Origin of the sequence: Mucilaginibacter ginsenosidivorax, from assembly GCF_007971525.1 — a bacterium.
Taxonomy (GTDB): Bacteria; Bacteroidota; Bacteroidia; order Sphingobacteriales; family Sphingobacteriaceae; genus Mucilaginibacter; species Mucilaginibacter ginsenosidivorax.
In genome coordinates this window covers 2766395-2792008 of sequence record NZ_CP042437.1, presented here as the reverse complement: position 1 = coordinate 2792008, position 25614 = coordinate 2766395, and the positions used below count along the sequence as shown (strand labels likewise).

General features: G+C 43.2%; 19 protein-coding genes. 11 read left to right on the top strand and 8 right to left on the bottom strand.

Annotation, left to right across the window (positions count from 1 at the left end):
* The first annotated feature begins 83 nt into the window (after window positions 1-83).
* From FSB76_RS11575 to FSB76_RS11555, 5 genes are all read left to right on the top strand, one after another.
* Window positions 84-1025 (top strand): NADP-dependent oxidoreductase, encoded by a 942-nt coding sequence (locus FSB76_RS11575; RefSeq protein ID WP_147053729.1) that lies wholly within the window; start codon window positions 84-86, stop codon window positions 1023-1025.
* A gap of 361 nt (window positions 1026-1386) precedes the next feature.
* Complete coding sequence (locus tag FSB76_RS11570) at window positions 1387-1680, top strand: HU family DNA-binding protein (protein ID WP_076378439.1); 294 nt, start codon at window positions 1387-1389, stop codon at window positions 1678-1680.
* 9 nt (window positions 1681-1689) lie between these two features.
* On the top strand, window positions 1690-2535 hold the full coding sequence (locus FSB76_RS11565) for a tetratricopeptide repeat protein (RefSeq protein ID WP_147053728.1): 846 nt from the start codon (window positions 1690-1692) through the stop codon (window positions 2533-2535).
* 232 nt (window positions 2536-2767) lie between these two features.
* Window positions 2768-4318, top strand: a complete 1551-nt coding sequence (locus FSB76_RS11560; protein ID WP_147053727.1) for an Rne/Rng family ribonuclease — start codon at window positions 2768-2770, stop codon at window positions 4316-4318.
* A gap of 201 nt (window positions 4319-4519) precedes the next feature.
* Window positions 4520-5428, top strand: a complete 909-nt coding sequence (locus tag FSB76_RS11555) for an RpnC/YadD family protein (protein ID WP_147053726.1) — start codon at window positions 4520-4522, stop codon at window positions 5426-5428.
* 723 nt (window positions 5429-6151) lie between these two features.
* Here the strand turns inward: FSB76_RS11555 and FSB76_RS11550 are convergent.
* From FSB76_RS11550 to FSB76_RS11515, 8 genes are all read right to left on the bottom strand, one after another.
* On the bottom strand, window positions 6152-7507 hold the full coding sequence (locus FSB76_RS11550) for a glucoamylase family protein (RefSeq protein WP_147053725.1): 1356 nt from the start codon (window positions 7505-7507) through the stop codon (window positions 6152-6154).
* A gap of 21 nt (window positions 7508-7528) precedes the next feature.
* Window positions 7529-9202, bottom strand: coding sequence for a glucoamylase family protein (locus FSB76_RS11545; protein WP_147053724.1), 1674 nt, complete (start codon window positions 9200-9202; stop codon window positions 7529-7531).
* Window positions 9203-9271: 69 nt separating this feature from the next.
* Window positions 9272-10147, bottom strand: coding sequence for a LamG-like jellyroll fold domain-containing protein (locus FSB76_RS11540; RefSeq protein WP_147053723.1), 876 nt, complete (start codon window positions 10145-10147; stop codon window positions 9272-9274).
* A gap of 17 nt (window positions 10148-10164) precedes the next feature.
* The gene (locus FSB76_RS11535) at window positions 10165-11649 is read right to left on the bottom strand and encodes a RagB/SusD family nutrient uptake outer membrane protein (protein ID WP_147053722.1); all 1485 of its coding nucleotides are present in this window, start codon (window positions 11647-11649) and stop codon (window positions 10165-10167) included.
* 11 nt (window positions 11650-11660) lie between these two features.
* Window positions 11661-14687 (bottom strand): SusC/RagA family TonB-linked outer membrane protein, encoded by a 3027-nt coding sequence (locus tag FSB76_RS11530; protein WP_147053721.1) that lies wholly within the window; start codon window positions 14685-14687, stop codon window positions 11661-11663.
* 259 nt (window positions 14688-14946) lie between these two features.
* Window positions 14947-17841: a ligand-binding sensor domain-containing protein gene (locus FSB76_RS11525; protein WP_147053720.1), complete on the bottom strand. Its 2895-nt coding sequence runs from the start codon at window positions 17839-17841 to the stop codon at window positions 14947-14949.
* A 103-nt stretch (window positions 17842-17944) separates the two neighbouring features.
* Window positions 17945-18907: an oxygen-dependent tRNA uridine(34) hydroxylase TrhO gene (gene trhO / locus FSB76_RS11520; protein ID WP_147053719.1), complete on the bottom strand. Its 963-nt coding sequence runs from the start codon at window positions 18905-18907 to the stop codon at window positions 17945-17947.
* A gap of 156 nt (window positions 18908-19063) precedes the next feature.
* Window positions 19064-21544 carry a DUF5686 family protein gene (locus FSB76_RS11515; RefSeq protein WP_158642883.1) on the bottom strand — a complete coding sequence of 827 codons (2481 nt, stop codon included), beginning with the start codon at window positions 21542-21544 and terminating at the stop codon, window positions 19064-19066.
* Between the two features lie 133 nt (window positions 21545-21677).
* Here FSB76_RS11515 and kbl point away from each other — a divergent pair, with 133 nt between their 5' ends.
* The 6 genes from kbl to FSB76_RS11485 are packed head-to-tail and all read left to right on the top strand — an operon-like array spanning window position 21678 to window position 25610.
* On the top strand, window positions 21678-22868 hold the full coding sequence (kbl, locus tag FSB76_RS11510) for a glycine C-acetyltransferase (RefSeq protein ID WP_147053717.1): 1191 nt from the start codon (window positions 21678-21680) through the stop codon (window positions 22866-22868).
* Between the two features lie 45 nt (window positions 22869-22913).
* Entirely contained in the window at window positions 22914-23177 is a 264-nt protein-coding gene (locus FSB76_RS11505; protein WP_147053716.1) for a DUF6364 family protein, read from the top strand.
* A 5-nt stretch (window positions 23178-23182) separates the two neighbouring features.
* A complete protein-coding gene (locus FSB76_RS11500) occupies window positions 23183-23581 on the top strand; it encodes a PIN domain-containing protein (RefSeq protein WP_158642882.1) in 399 nt (132 codons plus the stop codon).
* Complete coding sequence (gene pheS / locus FSB76_RS11495) at window positions 23581-24615, top strand: phenylalanine--tRNA ligase subunit alpha (RefSeq protein ID WP_192910146.1); 1035 nt, start codon at window positions 23581-23583, stop codon at window positions 24613-24615. The genes FSB76_RS11500 and pheS overlap by 1 nt, the downstream gene beginning before the upstream one ends.
* Window positions 24612-25025: a Rieske (2Fe-2S) protein gene (locus FSB76_RS11490; RefSeq protein ID WP_147053713.1), complete on the top strand. Its 414-nt coding sequence runs from the start codon at window positions 24612-24614 to the stop codon at window positions 25023-25025. The genes pheS and FSB76_RS11490 overlap by 4 nt, the downstream gene beginning before the upstream one ends.
* A gap of 3 nt (window positions 25026-25028) precedes the next feature.
* Entirely contained in the window at window positions 25029-25610 is a 582-nt protein-coding gene (locus FSB76_RS11485) for a TetR/AcrR family transcriptional regulator (protein ID WP_090652075.1), read from the top strand.
* The last annotated feature ends 4 nt before the right edge of the window (window positions 25611-25614 follow it).

The window sequence follows — 25614 nt, the reverse complement described above, 5'->3', positions numbered from 1 at the left end:
CAAAAATACCAAATTATAGTAAATATATACCAATTTAATTATTTTTATTGGTAGATATTTGTCTTACTCAAAAAAATGAAAAAATGAAAGCAATAATTTTAAAAGAATTTGGCGGTATAGAAAATTTTGAAGCCGTTAATATACCCGTGCCAACCATCGGGGCCGATGAAGTATTAATAAAGCTAAAATCCATCAGCATAAACCCGGTTGATTTTAAAACCCGCCAGGGCAAAGGTGCTGCCGGCCGCACCAAAATGGAGTTGCCCGTAATTTTAGGCTGGGATATATCGGGCGTAATAACCGGGATTGGCAGCGATGTTACCGGTTTTAAACCTGGCGACGAGGTGTTTTCGATGATCAACTTCCCCGCGTTAGGTAAAGCCTATGCAGAGTATGTTGTTGCCAAACCGTCCGAACTGGCTAAAAAACCCGCAAACATCAGTCATAACGACGCCGCCGCCGCAACCCTTGCCGCGCTTACCGCCTGGCAGGTGTTAACCACCAAAGTAAATATCAAAAAAGGCGATAGGGTGCTGGTTCATGCAGCATCGGGAGGCGTTGGCCATTATGTGGTACAAATGGCCAAACATTTAGGTGCCTATGTTATTGGCACTTCATCGGCAGCCAATAAAGATTTTGTTTTATCATTAGGTGCAGATGAGCACATTGATTATAAAGCGCAAAAGGTTGAAGATGTGGTGACTGATATTGATTTTATATTTGACCCCATTGGTGGCGCAAATACAGAACAGTCGCTCCATGTCGTCAATAAAGGTGGTGCGGTAATTTGTATTTTGCACGCTTTTAACGACGAGTTGCTTCAAAAAGCGAAAGACTTAGGTGTGCATGGCCACAATGTACTGGTTTACCCAAGCGGCGATGACATGAAAACCATTGCAGACTTGTTAGAAAAGGGCATCATCAAATCACATGTATCCAAAGTTTTCCAGCTGGAGCAGGTGGGCGAGGCGCATACCTTGCTGGAAAGCGGCAGGGCAGTTGGAAAAGTTGTGATAGCATTGTAAGAAAGAGAATTAATGCGCCTGTCGGCGGCCCGTGTAGAGGCACGCCCTGGTCCCGAGATGTGATGGCTTACCCGGGCCGGCAACAGGCTTAAATTTATACATATTGTTGTTTTAGGTTACGTGAAACCTGTTTTGTTAATCAGCCGGCCTTTGCCGGCTGATTAACTTATATACCTCCGGCACTCCGCCATTCCCAAAGGGAGTAAATAAGCCCTATTGTCTATACTTTGTAACGAAAATGAACGTTTTAGGTACTGGGTAAAAAAAAACTGTTAAATATTTCGCACTTAAATATTAAAGCGATACTTTTGCAACCCCAAAACAGTTAAGTATTTATATAATTAAATAAGAAAAATTAGACATGACTAAGGCAGAAATTATAACTGAAATCTCATCTAAGACAGGTATCGAGAAAGTAGACGTGCAGGAAACTGTTGAGGCGTTTTTTAAAGTTGTTAAAAGCTCAATGGTGGGTGGCGAAAATGTTTACGTTAGAGGATTCGGTAGTTTTGTAGTAAAGAAAAGAGCAAAAAAGACAGCACGTAACATTTCAAAAAATACTGCCATCATTATTCCAGAGCATTTTGTGCCAAGCTTTAAACCAGCAAAAACTTTTGTTGAAAAAGTAAAAACAGGTAACAAAACCAGCAAATAATTTTAAGATATGTATAAGAAACAAATAGCCGTTAGTGTAGCAATAGTTGCTGTAATGGGCTATTTGTACTATTTACCTGTTAAAGGTTTAATAAAACCTAAAGAGGCCAAAAACGATAAAACAACGGTACTTAACAGCCGCAAGGCTGCCACAACAGTAACGGTTGATATGGTGTCTGAGCCGGCCAAAGCAGCAATTGGGGCGGCATTGGCAGCAAAGATAACTGACCTTGAAGGGCAATTGAAAACAGCATCGGGCGCTGATGCCGAAAAGTTGCAACAGCAGCTGGCCAAACAGTGGGACGATGATAACCAACCCGCACCCGCGGCGTTTTACTACCAGGCCCTGGCCCGCAAAGGAAACAAAGCCGAGGATTGGTTAAATGCAGGTGGTCGTTTTAACGATGCATACAAACTCACCCAGGATACTTTATTGCAGCCGGCTTTTGTAAGCAACGCTGCCGAGGCATTTCAAAATGCCTTAAAGTTACAACCTGAAAGCCTTGCAGGCAAAACAGGATTAGGCGTAGCGTACGTAAATGGCGCTGGTGCCCCTATGCAAGGTATTGCCTTGCTGCTTGAAGTAGTAAAAAAAGACCCGAACAACTGGAGCGCAAACCTTAATTTAGGAATGTTTGCCATGAAATCGGGCCAGTTTGAAAAAGCAGTTGCAAGGTTTAAAACATTACTTGCCCAAAAAGCAGAGCTTGAGCCGGAGTTTTACCTGGCCGAAAGCTACAAGCAGCTGGGCATGAAAAAGGAAGCCATTGAGGCTTACCAAAAGTGCAAAAACATGGTGCCAGATCAAGCATTTGTGCAGCGTATTGATGACGATATAAACGAATTAAAGAAGTAATCAACATTTAAAAATTATTATTATGCCCAGCGGTAAAAAACGTAAAAGACACAAAATGGCTACCCACAAACGCAAAAAACGTTTGAGAAAAAACAGACATAAAAAGAAATAAGCTGCGATAACCAAAGCAGATTTTACCCGCCTTTACTAAAGGTGGGTACTTTTTATTATGAGTGTTTTTTACCCTCTTATTTACATACGGTGTTTACCGTTTTAAGAAATGGAGTAGCAGTTGATAAAAGAATTAATTATCGATTCATCCCCCAATGGGGCTACTATTGCATTATTACAGGACAAACAACTTGTAGAGCTTCATAAAGAGCAAACCAGCAATAATTATACTGTTGGTGACATTTACCTTGGGCGTATCAAAAAGATAATGCCCAGCTTAAATGCTGCTTTTGTGGATGTAGGCTACGAGAAGGATGCCTTTTTGCATTATCTTGATTTGGGGCCGCAGGTGCAAAGCCTGCTTAAGCTAACCAAGCAAGTACGTAGCGGGGGATATCAGTCAAAGCTGTTGGACGGCTTTAAGCTGGAAGCCGATATCAATAAAGGAGGCAAAATCTCTGATATATTGACTAAGGGCCAGCTCATTCCGGTTCAAATAGCCAAAGAACCTATATCAACCAAAGGGCCGCGCTTAAGTTCTGATCTTTCTATTGCAGGGCGATATGTAGTACTGGTTCCGTTTTCGGAAGCCATCTCTATCTCCAAAAAAATAAAAAGTAATACAGAGCGTAACCGCTTGCGCAAGGTTGTTGAAAGTATTAAGCCAAAACATTTTGGCGTAATCATCCGTACGGTATCTGAAAGCAAAGGCGTTGAGGAATTACAGAAAGACTTGCTTGATCTGATATCAAAGTGGGAAGCATTTATTACCAGGTTGCCGTCTATCGAACCATCTAAAAAGGTTTTAGGCGAAATTGGACGTACATCAACTATCCTGAGGGATATATTGAACCCCGATTTTCAGCACATCTACGTAAATGATAACAGTATGTTCGAAGAAATCCGGTCATACATCCACGAGATTTCGCCGGATATGGAAAGTATAGTGCGTATGCATAAGCATAAGGAGCCTATATTTGAACATTTTGGCGTTGATAAACAGATTAAAGGGGCCTTTGGTAAAACCGTAAACCTTGCCGGTGGAGCTTATTTGGTAATTGAGCATACCGAAGCGTTGCACGTTATTGACGTAAACAGCGGTAACCGCACAGCCAGTAAAGAAAACCAGGAAGAGAACGCCTACCAGGTAAACAAAGAGGCGGCTAAAGAAATTGCCCGCCAGTTACGTTTGCGCGATATGGGCGGTATTGTTGTTATCGATTTTATAGATATGCACAAGCCGCAAAACCGTAAAGAACTGTTTGACCACCTGCGTGCCGAAATGCTGCTTGACAGGGCAAAGCACACCATTTTACCACCGAGTAAATTTGGCCTGGTGCAAATTACCCGCCAGCGCGTACGGCCCGAAATGAATATTGTAACCAGCGAAGTGTGCCCTACATGTAATGGTACAGGTACCATTAGGCCAACCATTTTGCTGATGGACGACATTGAAAATAACTTCAATTACATATTGGATGAGCAAAACGAAAAGGGTATTACCCTATGCGTTCACCCATATATTGAAGCTTATATTAAACAGGGTATTTATACCCGCCAAATGAAATGGTTCCTGAAATACGGACAATGGATTAAGGTTAAAAGTAATCCTGCTTACCAGATCACCGAGTTTCACTTCTTCTCCTCAAAAGACGAAGAGATCAAATTATAAAAGATGTGCAGATATCAGATTTCAAATATGCAGATGTTTGAGAGATGAAAGGCCGGTTAAAAATGTGCAGATGTTGATAAAACATCTGCACATTTTTTTTGGGGTGAGGTACGCTCTGTTTCAGCATTTAGATTAACAGAAAACCGCGTTTTTCTTTATTTAGCTTTTAATTGACGAGCTTTTTATTTTTATTATTGCTTAATGAGAAGAAAAGACGACATCCTTTGGAAAGGGATACTGGAAGATGTTTTTGATGATTTCCTGTGTTTTCTTAATCCCGATGCCGCGAAGATTTTTGACTTTGATAAAGGCTTCGAATTCCTTGATAAAGAGTTGGAACAGGTTTTTCCACCCGAAAACGACGAGTATTCGCCAAAGGTGATCGATAAACTGGTTAAGATATTTACCAAAGCGGGCAAAGAAGAATGGATTTTGGTGCACGTGGAAGTACAGGGCCAATATCAAAAGGATTTTGCCAGCCGCATGTACACGTATTTTTATAGGATACTGGATAAATATCAAAAACCAATAGTAGCCTACGCCATATTTACCGAAGCCAATACAAAAGAAAGACCAAACCATTTTGCCATAGACTTTATGGGTACCAGCTTACGTTATACGTTTAACACCTATAAAATAGCCAGCCAAAGCGATGAGGCACTGCAAGCCAGCGATAACCCTTTTGCTTTGGTGGTACTTACGGCAAAGGCGGCACTTGCAGGCAAAGATTTGAAAAGCAGCCGGGAGCGTGATGAACTGCTGCTGAACTTAAAGCTTAACCTGACAAAGTTATTGCTGGCCAAACAGATAGCAAAAGAAAAGATAAGGGTACTGATGAATTTTTTAAGGTATTACATACGCTTTGAAAATCAGGATATAAACACTAAATTTGAGCAACAGGTAGAAATTTTAACGGAAAGGAGTACCACCATGGGTATCGAAGAACTTTTATTAGACAGGGCCGAGAAAAAAGGCGAAAGAAAAGGCAGGAATGAGGGTAGAAAAGAAGAAGCTGTTGCTATTGCCCGCGAAATGAAAAAGGATGGTATGGCTGTTGCCCAGATCGAAAAATTCACCGGGCTTTCGACAGAGGAAATAGAAAAATTATAAGTAAGCCACTGTAAATGCTAAAAGGGCTATTACTTATGTTAGGTCGGTTAACCATAAACTGTGTAAATTCTCCAATTTTAACCATCCATACTATCCCGATATAAAGCACAAAACTTATCAATTAACGCAATTGAACGGCAATGCGGGCGGTTTATCCGGGAAAATTTCAACGCAATTTTCTCGCCGGTTTAAGCCTAATGTAATATTAAGGATTAAGCCTGATTGATGTTTTAAAAATTAACCAGGTTGTTTTTACGGTATACTTAGCCAGCTCCCACCGGTGAGCTTGAGGTTTAACTTTTCGAAAAGCATATCGCGGTAGTCTTCGGCAGTACATATCCAACAATTTTCATTACTACTCATCACCGCTCATAAAGCATTGTGCCCATAGCAACTGACCTGATTAACAGGCTAAAACGGATGTTTAATTTGATAAAATGTCATGTAGTACATCTTCTGCCAGTTAAATTTTTTAATTATTTATAACATAATGAAAACAAAAGCGACTGTTTATCGTTTTATATACATCAAGAAATCCGGAGAGGTTGGTAGAATAGCCTATCCAGGTTTTTAAGATTAAACGAAAGAAACGGGGCTGCAAAAGAAATTTTGCGGCCCCTGTTTCTTTATATCGTTTGCTCCTATAAACAACTCATAGGACTGAAGAGGAAAAGTGTGAACTTTTTTCAGGACGAGACACAAGAAAAAATCCTGTAAACTCCTTTAATCGTGTTTTATTGCCGGGCTTTCAAAGCCAAGCTTTGTTAAGCCATGCTGTACATCGGGATTACTCATAAATAATTTCCAGAGCAAACCGGTACGATAGTTTTCTATCATCACCACAATAGGGCCCTGGTCAATGGCCAGGTATGATTTGCCGTACCAGTTATGCTGTTCGCTGAAGGCATCTGTAAAGCCGTATTCGCCCCAGATCTTATCGCCCAGGTCATAATAAAAATGGCGCAGGGCCTTCATGGATTGTTCCGGCGTATACGGGAATGCCGATAACGCAGCTGTAGGTGTTATCACCCCCAAATCGTTTGTTGGCGAGTGGGCGTTATAGCCTTCAAAATTATCGCTGGCGGTAAGGCCCCAGCAATCGGGCCCGTAGCCTTTGAACTTTTTGGGGTTATCTACACAATAGGCGTAATTTATCAGTGTATGGTTTTTATTTTGCTCCCAATAGTCGGCATACTGATCTTTTAAGCCCTTGGGATTTAAGCCCATAAAGGAGTATTGCGAAAAGAAAAGCGGGCCACCATAATCAAAACCCAAAGGCAACTTATAGCCGTAAAAAGTTTTCCCGTTTTTAAAAAAATCACTTTGCGCCCAGCCCTGGGTGTATACATTTGCACCTACAGGGTAGCGTTGTGCCGATGCGGCCAATACGTACGTTATAAGGCACTCATTAAAGCCGTGGATGGCAAAGTTCATAGCCCAGCCATTATTGGGGCTCCAGTGCCAGTAAAGGGCATCACGGCCCTCGCGGGTATACCAGTTCCATTCCATTTCGCCCCACATCCAGCTAATCACATCGCGTATGCGCTGCTCTTTTGGGGTATTGGCAGTAAAGTATTGTTTGGCGCAAATTAACCCCTGGAAAAGGTAAGCCGATTCCACAATGTCGCCGCCGTCATCTTTACGGCCGAAAGGGATCACCTTGCCGGTTTCGCCGTTCATCCAATGTGGGAATGCGCCGTGGAAAGAGTTGGCCTTAAACAGGAAGTTCACAATCTTCACCATCCGGTCAACAGCTTGCTCATGGCTTATCCATTTGCGGCTATCGGCCACAATAAGCGCCATAACACCAAAACCCGAGCCGCCAGTGGTTACCACTTCATCGCCGTAATCAAATGATTTGTTGCTGCGCTCGCGGGCGAGGCCGCTTGCAGGGTGGCCAAAATCCCAAAAGTAACGGAATGTTTGGCGTTGCACTACATCAAGCAATGCGCTATCGCTTAGGTTTTTGATAATGCCTACCGGTTTAATGCCATCTTCGCTGGTTTTTTTTGCCGGTTTTTGGGCCAAAGAGCATAGGGTAAGCAGTAACAATAAAGGGGTTAATATAAATTTATTCATGTAAAATGGTATTAATCAGGGTTAAAGGTTAGGGCTGCTGAACCCTAAGTTTTTCATGCCCGCTTTTACTTCGGGCGCACTCATAAACAAATTCCACAGCAGGCCGGTGCGGTAATTTTCGGTCATTACCACAATAGGTCCCTGGTCAATAGCCAGGTACGAGCTGGCAAACCATGGGTTAGTTAAATTAAAGGCATCGTAAAAGCCATACTGGCCCCATAATTTATCGCCCAGGGTATAGTAAAAAAACCTTAGCGCCGCCATAGATTGGTTTGGCGTATAAGGCAGCGATGCAATGGCCGCGGTAGGCGCTATAACACCAACATCATTTGTAGGCGAACTTGCTGTATATCCGTTTTCAATGTCGCTTGCTGTCAGTCCCCAGCAATCGGCGCTGTAGCCATTGTTGCCCAACGGGTTTGCCACGCAATATTTGTAATTGATGGTGGCATGCGCTTCGTTCTGCGTTTGGTAATTGGCATAGGCATCGCTTAAGCCTTTAGGGTTGATGCCCATGAACGAGTATTGCGAAAAAAACAACGGACCGCCTCTGTCGGGCCCAAGTGGCAGGTTAACGCCGTAAAAGGTATTGCCATTTTTAATAGCGCCGTTTTTTGCCCATCCCTGGTCATAAACACTTTTGGGGATAGGGTGAGTTGTTGAAGATGCGCCTAAAACGTAAACTATTAACGCCTCATCCCAGCCGGTAATTTTCATGTTGATGGCCCAGCCCAAATCGGGGCTCCAGTGCCAGTACAATACGTTTTGATCGCCCTGCCTGAACCAGTCCCATTCTACACCATTCCATAAGGTATTGATATCTGCGCGCAGTTGAGTTTCGTTGGTGTTGGATGCGTTAAAATATTGACGGGCGGTAATGAGGCCCTGCATCAGGTATGATGTTTCTACCAGGTCGGCCCCGTTATCCTGTGCGCTGAAGGGTACAACAGCGCCGGTAGCGCCATTCATCCAATGGGGGAAAGCACCGTGAAACTTTTGGGCTTTGGTATTTAAAAAGCTCACGATTTTTTGCATCCGGGCCAATCCATCGGCATGGCTTATAAAGCCGCGGCTAACGCCGGCTATAATGGCCATAATACCAAAACCCGAGCCGCCTGTGGTCACCACGTCGCCGGATGTATTGCGTTCACGCGCCAGCCCACTGGTTGGGTGGCCAAAATCATAAAAATATTTCAGGGTTTGTTGCTCAACCAGGTCAAGCAGTTGATCGTCAGATATGGTGCTGAATTTTCTGCTACTATCAATAGCAGTGATCAGTTGTACTGACAAGGGAGACTGCAGGCTGTCGTTTTTTGCCGATTTTAGGCCTGTAGTAACGGCAAGTGTGTACTGGGTAATGGGCGATAGGCCGGTTGGAGTAATTACAATAGTGCTATCGTTGTTTTGGTAGGCTGTATTAAAAGCTGCCGCTACCCCTGCCTTACTGCTTAGGCTAATGCTTGCCGCTGTTGAGGTACGGCTGAGCGGTGTCGAAAATGTAATAGCGATAGCCGGTTTACTATTGATATTGCTATAACTAAAGCCGCTGTTTTTGCCATTAACCTTTAGCCCACTAAACATAAACGATGAAGGAGCGGGTGTAACGGGCGTAGATGTATTATTTGAACTTTTACCGCATGAAAAAAGCAGCATTACAAACCCCAGCCCCAAACAATAATCTTTGATATTCCTCATTCCCGCCTTTTTTAAAAAGGTTGCCCGCCTTAAACGGCAAGGCAACCCCAAATCAATCAAACCGTATTATTATCTTTTAGCTTTTTCAAGGTTGTACAAAGCCAGTACCTGCGTGGCGGTAAGTGCTTTGCTGTAAAACCTGATGTTATCCATGGTTCCTGTAACATAACCAGCCCAATCCTGCGCGCCGGTATTGGCCGTAAGCGAAGGAGTGGTTTGAAACTGTAGCGTACCAAAAACCATTTTACTGGCTTTGCTCCAATCCATAGGCGCAAAACCGGCAGCTGCGTTTTTGCCTACCTGCGTTCCGTTATAATAAACGTAAATGGTTGATACTGTTTCATCAAAAGTAACTGTAACGTTTATCCACGTGTTCCATGGATTGGCAACGGCATAGCCGCCTTCCCAGCCATCTACCCCGGTTGACATGCCGGCCTTATTAAACGCATGTACTTTAAGTACGCCCGATGATGCAGAACCGCCATTGTCAAAAAATATGGCCAGGCTGCCCCAGAAACCCGCGCCGCCTGTTTGGTTGTTCTGGATATCCATTAAACCTACCGCCGAAGTATTTTGAGGCATTTTTACCCAAATACTGGTAGTAAAACTGGTTAGCGCTTTAATGCCGGCAGGTGTATCATACAGTACGTATGATTTATTGGCGCCCTGCAGGCCTTTACCGTTTAAGCCGGTAGCAAAGCTTGTGCCTGTTGCTACCCCGGTGGCTCCCGATACACTATCGGCCAGGCCGCTGGTGAACGGGAAATAGGCAACCAGGCTGGCAGGTTCAATATCTTTACTGCTGCTGTAACCACCGTATGAAGGCAGCGGTTTAGATGGCGCGTATGATTTTGGATCAAAGCCTTTATGGCAGGCTGTTATGGTTAAGCTTACAGCTACGCCCATTAGCAGCGCAGCTTTAAGTGTATTTTTAAATGTTTTCATCGTTGCTGATTGATAAATTAATAACCTGGATTTTGTGTTAAAGCACCACCGCTTATATCGATCTCGTTTTGCGGTATTGGCCACACCTCGTTTTTGCCGGCCTTCCACCCACGCGAACCAAATACGGCAGCACCACGCCCCTGGCGTATAACATCAAAATAACGATCAAACTCCATAGCAAATTCAACCCTGCGTTCGTTGTAAATTGCGGTGCGCAAAGCAGCCTGATCTGTAGTAGTCACCTTAGGCAGTATAGTTGCATTGTTACCCCTTGCCCTGGCACGTACCTGCTCAAGTGGGCCTAAAGCGGCCGCCGAATTCCCAAGTTCATTATTAGCTTCGGCGTTCATCAGCAATACATCAGCATAGCGTATAACAATTTTATCTTGCTGGCAGCCCTCGTTAAAACCAGATACATACAGGCTAAAAGGCACATATGATTTTTGATTGTACCTTGGGTTATCGCCATCGGCAGGTATCACATCACCTTCTGGCGTTGTTTCGCCCCTGAAAATGATAGTTGCATCGCGTCGCGGGTCGCCTGTTTCGTAAGCGGCAGCCAGGTCGGCAGTTGGTACATTAAAGCCCCAACCACCACCGGTTGAACCACGTACACCCTGTACCTGCGAATATTGCGAGTTTGATGCGTCGGGATTGTTAGGGATAAGGTTACACTGGATCTCGAAGATAGACTCCTGGTTGTTTTTGTGCGTCGTCCTGAACATTTGCTCGTAGTCAGGGTATAAAGAATAGCCCATACCCATTACCTGCGTGGTATAGGTAAGCACATCGGTCCATTTTTTAAGGTACAAGGCTACTTTGGCATGTAAAGATAATGCCGCGCCTTTAGTAATACGGCCAACATCTGCCGAGCCGTAAGTTTGCGGTAAAGCCGTAGCCGCATCTGTTAAATCAGTTTCAATAGCTGCCCAAACCTGTGCTTTTGGCGTGCGCGGCAGGTTATACTCAGTAGCGTTTTTTGGTAAGGTTAAACGCAATGGTATGTCGCCGTATGCCCTTACCAGCCTGAAATAGCAATATGCCCTGATGAATTTTGCTTCGGCAAGGTATCTTGTCTTTAAGGCATCGTCCATGGTGATACCCGGTACATTGGTCAGTATCTGGTTGGCAAGATTGATGGTTTGATATTGCCCTTTATAAAACCCCTGCAGCTGGCCTTCGCCGGCAGTAACGGTAAAGTTATGATAGGTGTTCATATAGGTAGCATCGGTAGCGCTGCTGCCTTTCTCAGCATCATCAGAGCCCATGCTCTCGATAGCAATAGATGGGAAGGCGATGTTATTGTATTCATGCATGTTGGCATACATGGCACTTACCGCCTTTGTAGCATCATCCTGTGTTTTAAAAAATTGTGTTGCCGCGGTATTTTGGGCAGGATCGACATTCAGGAAGCTTTTTTTACAGCTTTGAAATGCTATAGCAAGTGCAATAAAACCTAATATAAAGGCTTTTTGCAATAAAGTTTTTTTACTGTTCTTCATCTTTATATTGATTAAAAAGTAACGTTAACACCAAAATTATAAGTTGCATATAAAGGATATACGCTGGCGTCGATACCCATGCTGCCTACGCTGCCGCCAACTTCGGGCGTGAAGCCTTTATAGCCAAAAAAGTTGAGCGCGTTTTGCGCGTTGGCATACAGCCGTATTCTGGACAGCCCCCATTTTTTTGACAATACAGATGGCAAAGTATAGCCTAACTGTGCGTTCCTCATCCTGAAATATGCGCCGCTTTCTACAAAAAATGAGTTTGGTGCCGCGTTGGCGGTTGAACCTACGTTTACCGATGGATAGGTATTTGAGGTACCTGCCCCATGCCAGCGATGGTCATAAAAATCTTTGGTGAAGTTTTCGTTACCAAAACGGTATGCAATGTTGGCATTGTACACACTTACATCTGCCACGCCCTGGAAATCTAAAGCCAGGTCGAAACTTTTGTAGGTAAATGAGGTGTTAATGCCATAGTTGTATTTAGGCAGTGGGCTTCCTAATACTACGCGGTCGCGGCTGTCAAGTATGCCGTCTTTATTGGTATCCTGGTAAATAAAGTCACCTGGTTGGGCACTGGTTTGTTTTGATGCAGCTACTTCGGCCGGTGTCTGGAAAATTCCGGTCACTTTGTACCCGTAAAACTCGCCAATGGGCTGGCCTACTACCGTACGGGTTGCCAAGGCGCCGTTGGCAATGCCTGCGCCACCATCATAAATGGGGTTGGCACCGCTTAATACGCTTAGTACTTTGTTGTTATTGATACCAAGGTTTGCGCTGATGCTATACGAGAAATCTTTTGTAGCCTGATCTTTCCAGCTTATTAAAAACTCGGTACCACGGTTGCGGATGCTGGCCTGGTTACCTATCAAACTGCTGTTATTGGTACCCAATGAACCTGCAATAGGTATAGCAAATATAGCGTCCTGGGTTTCGCGGTTATAGTAATCGGCTTCAAATGTTAATCTGTTCTCTAAAAAACCACCCTCTAAACCAAAGTCGGTAGCCACGGCTTTTTCCCAGACAATAGTTGGCGGTACAAGGCTGTTAATGCTTGCGCCAGGATATGCTGTTTGCGGATTGCCAAAAATGGCAGTAAGGTATGGGTCTGAAGAAACAACCTGTATAGATGGGTTTATAGGTACCACCGAGTTACCCACTTTACCCCAGCTTCCGCGAAGTTTCAGGTTGCTAAATAACTTCTGATCTTTCATAAAGCCTTCGTTGGTAATTACCCATCCTGCACCTACCGATGGGAAGTAGCCGAAGGTATGGTCGCCATAAAACTGCGAAGCACCATCCCTACGGATTGAAGCATTTAACAGGTATTTGTCTTTAAACGAGTAATTAGCTCTTGCAAATTGCGATAAGGCCCTGGTGTGCACCTGTGATCCCGGAGTTGCATAGTAAGTAACCTTTGCAGTATCGGGGAACGAGTTGTGTTGATTGCCGCTGCTGGCATAAGGTACACCCTGCGCGTGGGCATCCAGCTGTTTATCGCGGTTGTTTTGCGCGCTATAACCCAATAAAGCGGTTATTTTATGATCTTTTATTTTAACATCGTAGGTTAACGTGTTTTCCCAAATCCAGTTGCGGGTTTCGGTATGGTTTACGTCCAGGTTTGATACCAGGCTTTTTTGCGCCAATGTAGCCTGGTAAATAGGTGTATAACCCCTTACCTCGGCCTGGCCAATATCGCCGCCAAAACTTGTACGGAATTTGAAGTTTTTCAGAAAATTAACCTCGCCATAACCATTGTATGTAAAGCGGATATTTTTTGATTTTTGATTGAAAAAATCAAGCGTAACCTGTGGGTTATAGTTGTTGCCATCTCCGGTATGGTAATCATTAGGATCGCCGTAATTACCATCGGCATAACGTACAGGCAAGGTAGGCGCTGCGCCAAATAACTGGTGGAAAATGCTGCCGTTAACGTCTTTTGATTTGCCTAAAAGCCCATTGGCAGTGTAGCCAAATTTTAATGCTTTGGTGGGCTTAAAATCGTTTGAGAGTTTTACGTTAAAGCGCTGGTAGTTGTTAGTTTTTGCAATACCATCCTGATCAAGATAACCAAACGAATAGTTGTAGGTATATTTATCTGTACCGCCGCTTAAGGAAACCTGGTGGCTTGTTACAAAGGCATCGCGCAATACCAGTCCGTACCAATCTGTCCCTTTTCCGTAGCTCGAGGGGTTGCTGAATATTAATGGCGACTGGTTATTAGAAGTATAAAGTTCATTAATGGCAGTAGCATACTCGGTTGCATTGGCCATTTTTACCTGGTTGGTAACAGATTGCCAGCCGGCATATCCATTGTAGTTAACAACCGGCTTGCCTTTTACGCCTCTTTTAGTGCCAATTAAAATAACGCCGTTTGCCGCCCGGATACCGTAGATGGCTGTGCTTGATGCATCTTTAAGGATGCTTACGCTTTCTATATCCTGCGGATTTAAAAAGCTGATATCGCTGTACCAAACGCCATCAACAACGTATAGCGGGCTAACATTACCATAAACAGTACCTAAACCACGAATGGTAATAGATGGCGAAGCGCCCGGCGAGCCGCCGTTGGTAACCTGTACGCCGGCTACTTTACCTTGTAAGCCGCTAAGCGCATTGGTTGAGGCCTGTTTAGATATCTCTGCGCCCTTAACAGTTGCTACCGACCCGGTAACATCAAGTTTGCGTTGCGTACCATAACCTACTACAACTACCTGGGCCAACTCGTTAGCCTGGGCCTTTAAGGCTACATTGATGGTGGTTTGGCTGCCTACCAATACAGCCTGGGGGGCGTAACCTATATAAGCAAATGTTAAAGTTGCTGTACCGGTAGCGTTAATGGTAAATGTACCATTAACATCTGTCTGGGTGCCTGAAGTTGTTCCCTTTACCTGCACCGATACACCTATCAGGCTTTCGCCGGTGGTAGCATCAGTAACTTTTCCTTTAACTGTAACGTTTTGTGCAAACGCGGCGTCTATGGAAAAAAGAAACAATAGCATCAACCCTGAAATAGTAAAAATTCTTTTCATAGTGGTTAATAAATAAAAACGGATTAGAAATAATTGGTTTATTAGTTTACAAAGCTGTACAGATAATACAGTTTAATCAAAAAAATTAACTCAACATTAATACATCAACATTAACATACTTTCTCAAAGTTTGTGTGGTGTTATTTTATTTGTCTGATAATCAGGGTAATAGTGTGGTGTAGCGTATGGCCAATATACTACAGCTGGGGTAAGCTGTAAATCGGTTTTATAAATGCTTATGAGAGGTAATGATGTAGTATTATAGCTCGATGAGAAACTCCACCAGGTTTTTATCGTGCTCCAGGTTGAGCTTTTTACGCAGGCGGTAGCGCCTTATTTCCACGCCGCGCAGGGAGATGTTTAAAAGGGAAGCCATCTCTTTACTGCTCATATTCATGCGCAGGTAGGCGCAAAGTTTAAGGTCATTTGGCACCAGGTCGGGGTGGTCTGATTTTAGTTTTTTGAAAAAGTTTTCATGCGCTTCATTGAAACTTTTTTCAAATATGTTCCAGTCGCGCTCATCATTCATACCTTCGTCAATAACTTTTTGGATGCGCCGCAGCTGGTCGTCGGCCAGTTTTTTGCCTGAACTATCTTTAAGGTGCAGTATTTCTTCGCTTATTTTTTGCAGCAATTCATTTTTGTAAACCAGGTTCATGGCCGAATTGGCCAGCTCGCGGCTTTTGCCGGCCAGGTCTGCCTGTAACTGCTCATTTTTAATGCTGATAATGTGTTGCTCGTTTGCAATGGCCTCCTGTTTTAAAAACTCCTCCTTTTCACGTTGAAGCTTTTGGTGAATATGCAACTGATGGCGTTTTAGTTTCAGACGGTAATAGTACCTCACCAGGTAATAAAACAGTACCAGCAACAAGGCATAAAACAGCATAGCCGGTTTGCCGGCATACCATGGCGGCAGAATAATGAATGTTAATGAGGTGATTGACGATACATTCTGATCGTTTATTTTAGCGCGTACCTTAAAATGGTAGGTTCCCTGGTCAAGGTTGGTAAACTCTTTCTGGCTCTGTTGTGTCCAATCGCTCCACTGGCGCGAGTAACCTTCCAGGTAATACTGGAATTTAATTTTAGCCTGCTTATAATACGGTAGCGAGTAGGAGATGCGAATGTTGTTTTGCGTATAAGGTATTTCGATATCGTTAAGGCCACTGCCGTCTTCACTTATCACGTAAACTTTGTCGGTAATGTTTTCAACCTGGCGTATGAGTACTTGCGGAATGCTGATTTTGTTGGGGAGCAAAGCATCCTCATCGTTGAGGATCACGAAGCCATCATCAATACTAATAAGGTAGGTTGATGCATTGATACGGTTAATAGTTTCATAATGCTGCACCATTTGCCCGTTAAGAATGCTGAACCTGTTGGTATCAATACTCAGCTTGCCCGGCACCGAAAAGTCGGCCAGGGCTACACGGCCCTGGTTTATAAACCAATATTTTTTGCCTATGGCTTTAATGATTTTGCTGGAGGTGGCAAATGTGCCCAGCTTTTTATTAAGCTGTGTGTATTTAAAAAATCGGTCGGTAATATCATCGTAAACATAAAAGCCCGAATCGGAAGTAAACACAACCCGGTTATCAAGGTCGAATACATTTACATTGTAACTGCCGGGCAGGCCATACCGGCTATCGTAATATACTTTGGAAGTTACCTTTTTCAGGTCGGCGCTTAAGGTTAGCTTGTAAATGCCTTTGTAAGCGTGGCTTACCCAAATTTGTCCTTTACTGTCCTGTTCAACATACCGCGATGGCTCGCCAAATCCCTCAACTTTATGGTCAAATATCCAGTTATTCAGCGCATCTTTCCTGAAGATTGCCAGGCCGGTATAATTTCCTTGAATGAGTTTATCAGTACCAAATTTTTTGGTTGTCCAGCCACCGGTAATAGTGGATATTTTGGTTATGGTGCTACCGTTTACCTGGTAGGTGCCATCGTTATGGCCGCAAAGCAAGCGCCCATCCTGCATGGTAAGCTCCCAAACCTGGCCTTGCGAGCCGGGGATAAGTTTAAAATCAAACGACTGGAAAAGCTTGTTGTTGTTTTCGGGAACCCAATCGCTGTAAAAAAGCCCCTGGTTTGTACCCAGGTAAATTTTATTATCAAAAATTATACTGGAGTAAACCGTGCCAAACTTGCCGGTTTTATCAAAGTAAAAATATAGTGGAGAGTTGACTTCGATACGGTCGATGCCATTGTCAAGGCCCGCCCAAAGGTTTTGTTCGCTATCTGTATACAGGCTTAAAACAGTGTTGTTTTGCAAGCCGCTTGCCTTGTTAATATGCTGAATAAGGTTGCCTGCAGTATCAATAACCACTACGCCATTTAATATGGTACCATAGGCTACATATTTACCGGCTATTAACGCACCGTTATTAAGCTGGTATGTTTTTAAAAAATCGTTTGCCTGGTTTGCCCAGGGTTTTATGGTTTGCCCGTCGTAAATAAACAAACCATTTTGGGCTGTACCAATAATGAATTTGTTTTTTTGGAATGGCAACATCGATAACACGCCACTTGGCCCCAATATATTGCTGCCGGGAACAAAAAGCAGCCGGTTATCCTTAAGCTCAAATAGCCCAACCGAAACCTGTTCGATAAAAAAGCGATTCCCTGCTTTAAACATAAACAGGTACGGGTTTGGCGTTTTTATGACGTTGATTTTTCCTTTGGAATAAATGTATATCGACCCGAACGATTGGAAAATGATGCGCCCGCCATCAATATATATCTTCCAGATCTCTTCATTAATCGGCCTATACTTTGCGGGAACCAGGTTTATCAGCGAGTTGTATTTTAAAACTCCCTTGTTATCATCGGTCCAATAACCAAATTCGCCATAGGCCCCAACATAAATTTTGCCTTTGCCATCGGCCGATACCGAGCGAACAATTAAGCCGTTGGGCATGTGATGCTGTTGCCAGTATTTGCCATCAAAGGCAAGTAAACCCTGGGCATTGCCAAAATACATAATGCCATGCTCATCGCGCGTAATGCTCCAGTTTTGATTGCCCGATTGGTACATGGCCTTGGTGTAATTTTGTACATAAGGCACGCCTACGCTTTTGATATCCACCGCGTGTGCATTTAGGAGACGAGTACAAAACAACAGGAAAATAATCAGTAACGATTTACGCATGGGTTATAAGATGGCATCAGCCTGCAAAGCAAACCAATTTTACGAAATTAAGGTTTGAGTTGCAGAAATAAAAAAGCCCACCGGTTTGGGTAGGCTTTTTTTGTTATCGGTCTGCCAGTTGCAGGTTATTTCTTTTATTGGTATTTACCGGCTGGGGTACTTTTACATAATAGCCTGTGCCGTCATAAACCCTTTTGCGTGGATGGCTTTGGCAAGCATCGCTGCAGCAACCTTCCAGTTTGGTGCCACATTCATCGCATTGGGTAAAATGTTCGTTGCACTCGGGGTTGGCACAGTTTATCATTTTAGGGGTGGTGGTACCACAATTGCGGCAGGTTGATATCACTACCGGGTTCACGCTGTTTACATCAACAGAAAGGCGGTTATCAAATACATAGCATTTGCCTTCAAAATCCTGGCCGCCGGCTTCTTTACCATATTTAATGATACCGCCATGTAGCTGGTAAACTTCGGGGAAGCCTTCGTGCAGCAACAGTGCCGATGCTTTTTCGCATTTAATGCCACCGGTGCAATAGGTCAGGATCTTTTTATCTTTGTATTTGGCCAGTTCATTAATCATGGCCGGGAAATCCCTGAAGTTTTCGATGTCAAGCGTTACCGCGTTTTTGAATTTGCCTAACGAATGTTCGTAGTTTGACCGTACATCCAAAACAACCACGTCATCGCGGTCTTTCATTGCCATAAATTCTTTTGGCTCCAGGTGCTTACCTGTTTGTTGTTGCGGGTTGATAACATTGGGGTCGCGCAGGCCCGAGTAAACTATCTCGGCCTTGTAACGGCAGTGCATTTTTACAAATGAGGGCTCGGTAACTTCGTCAACCTTAAAATCGATACCGGCAAAGCGCTCATCGGCATGTACAGTATCCATATAGGTTTTACAAGCTTCAGCGGTGCCCGATACGGTACCATTAAGCCCTTCTTCGGCCACAATAATACGGCCGGTTAACCCTAAGCTTTTACAAAATTTTAAATGATCGGCAGCAAATTGCTCCGCATCGGCTATTGTTGAATAACAATAGTACAGTAGTGTATTATATATTGCCATAATCCATTGATACTGCTGTAAACAGTGTTAAATGAGGCGCAAAGATAAGGTTTTGAGGCGAAAGGTAAAAGGATAAAGGCGAAAGGTTTACAGACCCACTAGCCATCGTTCTGGCTTTTCAAAACCTTTCGCCTTTACCCTTTTACCTCAACAAACCTACCTGATCCCATAAAAGATCCTGAAGCCCTGGATGTATTTTTGGTTGCCCATGTAGGATACGCCATAATCAACCCTGAAAATGAGGCGCTGTACGCCAACGTAAAACTCCGTGTAATCGCGGTTTGCTTTGGTGGTAAGATAATTTGCGCCAATAATCTCTTCAAGCTTGGCCTTACGTAATAACGGAATTTTGTTAAAAATTGAACCGGCAAAATTATGTTGAAAATGAGCTTCAAGGAAAGCGCCATTGGTACTGTAAGTATAAAAAGGCAAAAAGTGGAAACTGCCTACATAGGTTGGATCGAATGTGGTACCCTGGTTACCTAAAAAGTGATTGTAATCCATGTAATAGAGGTTTTTATCATTAAAGAAGCCGCCGGCTGTTAATTTGAACGATGAAAAACCTGTTAAACCAATCCTTATTTTGTTTTGCGAGATATCAACAGATGTAAAATCGTAATTTACATCAGAACCTAACAGGCTATTAATACCTTTCCTATAATTTAAGGTTAAGGTTGGATATTTTGAAGGCAGATTAAATTTGCCGGTGGGCCGGGTTACGTATTCCTGATCGAAGGTAAAGGTGGCCGATGTGGTAAATGTTAATGCCTGGTTATCGGGAAACAAAAAGGAATGGTCATCTGCCGGTGTACCCGGCGGGGCCAATGGGTTGTTTGATGTAAAATCCCTGTTTTTTACATCTTTAATGTGCGAATATGAAGTATTATACAATTGGCTTCGGCTGGCGTATGACAAGCTGCCCGATAGTAATACGCCATTGGTTACCTCGCGCTGATATCCAAATAGGCCATAGTGGGTACGGTAGTATTTTACATAGTTGTTCTCGCTGAGCAAGGTACTTAAGGTATTAAAATATAATGATCGGGTGCCTACGTTATTCAAATCCAGCACGTCGCTGCCAAAACCCGTAAAAAATTTGGCATTATGGAATGGATCATTTTTATAGTCGGAATAAATATTGGCGCTGAATATCTTATTTGAAAAGCCGTAGCGTAAGGACGGCGTTATACTGAATGCATGAAAATCATCAATCTTTTTGCTGTACCTTACTTTAGCGTTAATGCCAAAACCTTCAACAGTGTTGTAGTAAAATGTTTGTATAAACGGCGATACCCACAATGAATCCTTATTGTCGCGACTGGAAGCATAATAGCCAAATATCAAATAACCCGGGTAGTTAATATGGTTTTTGGAGTGCTGCAATGTATCCAGGTAGGCTTTGGTTTGTTTATAGGCGGCTACACTATCCTTTTTCTGGTAATCGCGGGTTTCTTTCGGTGTTAGCGGCACAGGCCGTACTGATGTCCAGTAATCTGCATTTTTAGCATTTGAAACGGTATCAACTTTAAGCACTTCGCCGGTAAAAAAGTGCTCAGGAAAGGTTGGATTAATTTTATAGTTATTGTAAATAGCTTCGTAATAGCCGCCAAATGTAAAACCCAGCACTTTGCCCTTAAAATTGTATTGAACCGCGGCCGGCATCCAAACACTATCCGTTATGGCTACGTACTGCTGGGTAATTTTTAAGGTATCTATCAGGTTGAGGCTATTCAATCCTTTTTCCAGGTATAAATCGGCGCTGTACAACCGCCATTCGCCATCAACTATATAAATATCTCCCTGGAAATACTGGCCATGGGCACGGCGTGGTATAACCTGTATCTTATCTATTATCCGGCCATTTTCATTGGATACACCGAGGAGCTTATACCTGTAAAAGGTGAGGGCATTGGATGCCAGTGGCGATACAAAACCGCGGGTGCTTAAGCCATTGATGCTGAACACATTTTTGTAAAAATTCACCTGCAGATCGGATGCCTTGTTGTAGCTAAAAGCGGTGTTGATACCCGATATGCGGTTGGCAATGGTAACTTCCCTGATTTTATCGGGCGATTGAAAGTTATAATCTGATAGTGACTCCTGTTGGTAAAGGATGCCCCGCCCCATCGAGTCAAGGTCAAGCGCGCGAACCACTTCTTTTGATAATAGAGCTTTGGGTGCGCTTAACAGTTTTTGTACGCCTTTTATATAAACTGCGCAGGAATATGAGGTAGCTTCATCCAAATAATATTTTCTTTTTTTGATCACCTGTTTCATGATGGTATCGGCAGCATCATGATTTTTACGATACATGGCTGCAACCCTTTCTGTACCAAATATTTCGTCATCAAGCTGAACGTTCATGGTTTGGTCGTTATCGGCTATGGTAACTTTTACAACCTTTTCGTCGTACCCTACAAAACGATAAGTTAAATTGTAATCGCCCGGTGCAAGCTTAAACTGGTACAATCCGTTTTCATTGGCTGTAGTACCGTAAGTAGAATTGCGGATATATACGGAAGTAAACGGAATAACTTCGTTTTTTTTGTTGGTTATTTTGCCCGATAACAAATATTGCTGCGCCGATGACGTAACGGCACATAACATGGTAAAAATCAATAGTAAGTGTTTTCTCATCTTCATTCAACAATCAAATACTACTTATCGTTCAAATGTTTTAATTCGCCCTTAATAATTAATTAAAAGTATGATTGAGTCCTGCCAAATGCCCGGTATTGCTTAATTTTGCTGCCTTTAACCATCAACTACTATGTATAATACATTACAGCCGGTTTTGCAGCAAGAACTGGAAGCCATTGAAAATGCAGGTTTATTTAAAAAAGAGCGCATCATTACATCGGCACAAGGTGCGGATATTACCGTGCAGGGCGGGCAGGAAGTAATAAATTTTTGTGCTAATAATTATCTTGGTTTATCTGGCAATGCTAAAGTTATCCAGGCAGCTAAGGATGCAATGGATACACATGGTTATGGTTTATCGTCTGTTCGTTTTATTTGCGGCACGCAGGATATTCATAAAGAACTTGAAAAAAAGATAGCCGATTTTTTAGGCACCGAAGATACCATACTTTATGCTGCTGCTTTTGACGCTAACGGCGGTGTGTTTGAGCCACTGTTTGATGCACAGGATGCTATTATATCTGATGAGCTGAACCATGCATCGATCATTGATGGCGTACGTTTATGCAAAGCCCAGCGCCAGCGCTACAAACATGATGACATGGCCGATCTTGAGGAAAAGCTGAAAGCGACCGAAAGTTGCCGTCACCGTATTATTGTTACCGATGGCGCTTTTAGCATGGATGGTACAATTGCACAGCTTGATAAAATTTGCGCCCTGGCCGAACGATACAATGCTTTGGTAATGATTGACGAAAGCCATTGCAGCGGCTTTATGGGTAAAACAGGCCGTGGTACGCATGAGCACCACCATGTAATGGGCAAAATTGATATTATTACCGGTACTTTGGGTAAAGCCTTAGGTGGTGCATCCGGTGGTTTTACCTCGGGCCGTAAAGAGATTATTGATATGTTGCGCCAGCGTTCGCGCCCGTACCTGTTTTCAAACACATTGGCGCCTGCTATTACCGGCGCTTCAATAGCAGTTTTGGATATGTTGAGCGAGACTACCCAACTGCGCGACAAGCTGGAAAACAATACCCAATACTTCCGCCAAAAAATGACCGAAGTTGGTTTTGACATTAAACCTGGTGTGCACCCAATTGTACCGGTTATGCTTTATGAAGCTAAACTGGCGCAGGAGTTTGCCGCCAAAATGCTGGAAGAGGGTATTTATGTAATAGGTTTTTATTACCCGGTGGTTCCGCAAGGCAAGGCTCGTATCCGAGTACAAATTTCGGCAGCTCATGATATGCACCATTTGGATAAGGCAATTGCCGCGTTTACCAAAGTAGGTAAGGAATTGGGAGTGATTAAATAATACGTGTAGATTCTTTATATTTGTAGATACAGGAGGGATTTTATTATGAAGCTGACTTTAAGTATAGAACCAGGATTAATAGATCAAATGAAAGAGGTTGCAAGAAAGAGAAATACAAGTATTTCAAAGATTGCTGAAAACTTATTTAAAGGAGAATTAGAGGCGGAAACAAAAGCACCATTCATAATGAAGAAAGAAGAAGAGCTTTCTGATTGGGTTAAAAAACTAACAATTACAGGAGAACCAGTTGCCGACTTTGACCATAAAGCTGAGTATCGCAAGCACTTAGACGTAAAATACGGGTTGTGATAACGGTGTTTATTGATAGCGATGTGATTTTAGACGCATTGTTAAAGAGGCCAGGATTTTATTTGCCGGCGGCTAATATATTAGAATTAGCCTATGAGAAACGATTGAAATTGCAAACATCATCAGTTGTGTTTGTAAATGCCCATTATTTCCTTGATAAGTTTGACAAGGTTAACAAACTTGAATTATTAAAGCGCCTAAGATCAATAGTAAGTATAATAGAGATAGGCGAAAAAATCATTGATTTAGCAATAAGCAGTAATTTTGTCGATTTTGAAGATGCCGTTCAGTTTTATGCAGCTAAAAGCGCTAATGCTGATTTTATCATCACTCGTAATATAAAAGATTATAAACATTCTACTATCCCGGTTTTAACAGCCGAACAATTTTTAAGAACACTATAATGCAAAATAAAATAGACCAATACGCCGCCGAAATTAAAGCCTTTGCTTCTGCCAAGGCCGATGAACTGGAAGCGTTCCGCATAAAATTTTTAGGCACAAAGGGAATTATCAAAGACCTTTTTGAAGAATTTAAAACCGTAGGCCCCGAAGAGAAACGTACTTTTGGTAAAGTGCTTAATGAGTTTAAACAGCTGGCGGAAGCTAAATACAACGAATTAAAAGAAACTAACAACTCACAACTAACAACTAACAACTCAGATATCGATTTAACGTTGCCTGGTGATGGGTTTACTGTTGGGTCACGTCATCCCTTATCCCTGGTGCGAAACGAGATCATTGATATTTTTAAGCGCCTTGGATTCGTAGTTGCAGAGGGCCCGGAGATTGAAGATGACTGGCATAATTTTTCGGCATTAAATTTCCCAGAAGAACACCCGGCCCGCGACATGCAGGACACGTTTTTTATTAAAAAGAACAGTGGTAAGGATGATATTGCTTTACGCACGCATACCTCATCGGTGCAAGTGAGGATGATGGAGCAGGGTAAGCCGCCGTTCCGCGCTATAATGCCGGGCCGCGTTTACCGTAACGAAGCAATATCTGCCCGTGCCCATTGCTTTTTTCACCAGGTAGAGGGTTTGTATGTTGATGAAAACGTATCATTTGCCGATTTAAAGCAAACACTGTATCATTTTGTGCAAGAGCTTTATGGCGAGGGTACCCAGGTACGGTTCAGGCCATCGTACTTCCCGTTTACCGAACCATCTGCCGAAATGGATATATCCTGTACCATTTGTAAAGGTTCAGGCTGCAATATGTGTAAATACAGTGGCTGGGTCGAGATTTTAGGCTGTGGTATGGTTGATCCTAACGTTTTGGAAAATTGCGGTATCGATAGTAAGAAATTTACCGGTTTTGCGTTTGGAATGGGTATGGAACGAATTGCCAACCTGAAGTATGTTATCCGCGACCTGCGTTTGTTTTCTGAAAATGACGTGCGCTTTCTGAAACAGTTCACTACAGAGATGTTATGAGGAAACTGCTGGCGATAGTGCTTATTGGTTTGTGCTGTTTTTCATGCGGCAAAGCAACAGACAATATACCCAGTGTACCGGTAAACTTTTCGGCACCCATAAATGATCCGCGCCTGGCGCCGCTTACCAGTGGTGGCGGCGTAGTTTTTATAGGCGGCTATGGTGTTGCCGGGCTAATTATTTACCGTACCGGATCTGGCCAGTATGTAGCTTACGACCGGTGCAGCAGCTATCAGCCCGAAAAAAAATGCGCGGTTACGCTTGATGCTTCAGGCTTTTCGGTAACCGATCCCTGTAGTGGTTCTAAATTTTCTTTGGCCGATGGTACGCCGGTAAAAGCGCCGGCCACCAAATCATTAAGGGCATATAGTGTGAGTGTCTATAATTTTCAGATATTTGTATCCAATTGATACATGGAAGCCGATAAAATTAAAGACAGTATAAAGCGGGCAGCGCAAGATTTATTCCGCAAATTCGGTTACCATAAAACCAGCGTTAACGAAATAGCCAAAAAAGCAAGGATCGCAAAAGCCACTATCTACAAGTATTTTGATAGTAAGGAGGCGGTATTGCATATTTTGCTGATGGACTATATTAAAGCCAGTGTTGATGACCTGGTGCAGAGCAATACGCCCGATATGGACGAAGAGGCCCACCTCAACAACCTTATCATGAAAACCTGCCGCCTGTCATACACTGTTTGCAACGAGTTTATTGGCTGGGATTTTATCCGCGAATCAACCAACTCCCAGGACTTTTTAAAAAACCTGAGCAACGAGCTGGAAGAAATGCTGATGGCATCATTTATCCAGCTGCCCGGCATCCGCAAACACGAAACCTATCACCAGCGTTTACGGTTCCTGATCAAATGCAGCAAAAGCATCGTGTTCAGTTTTGCGTTTACCTCGGTAAGCGATTCGGATGTGCGCAAAAACTTTGTTTCTTTTCAAAAAGAGATATTGCCTTATTTGGTAAAGGCGGCCATTACTGTGTAGGTTG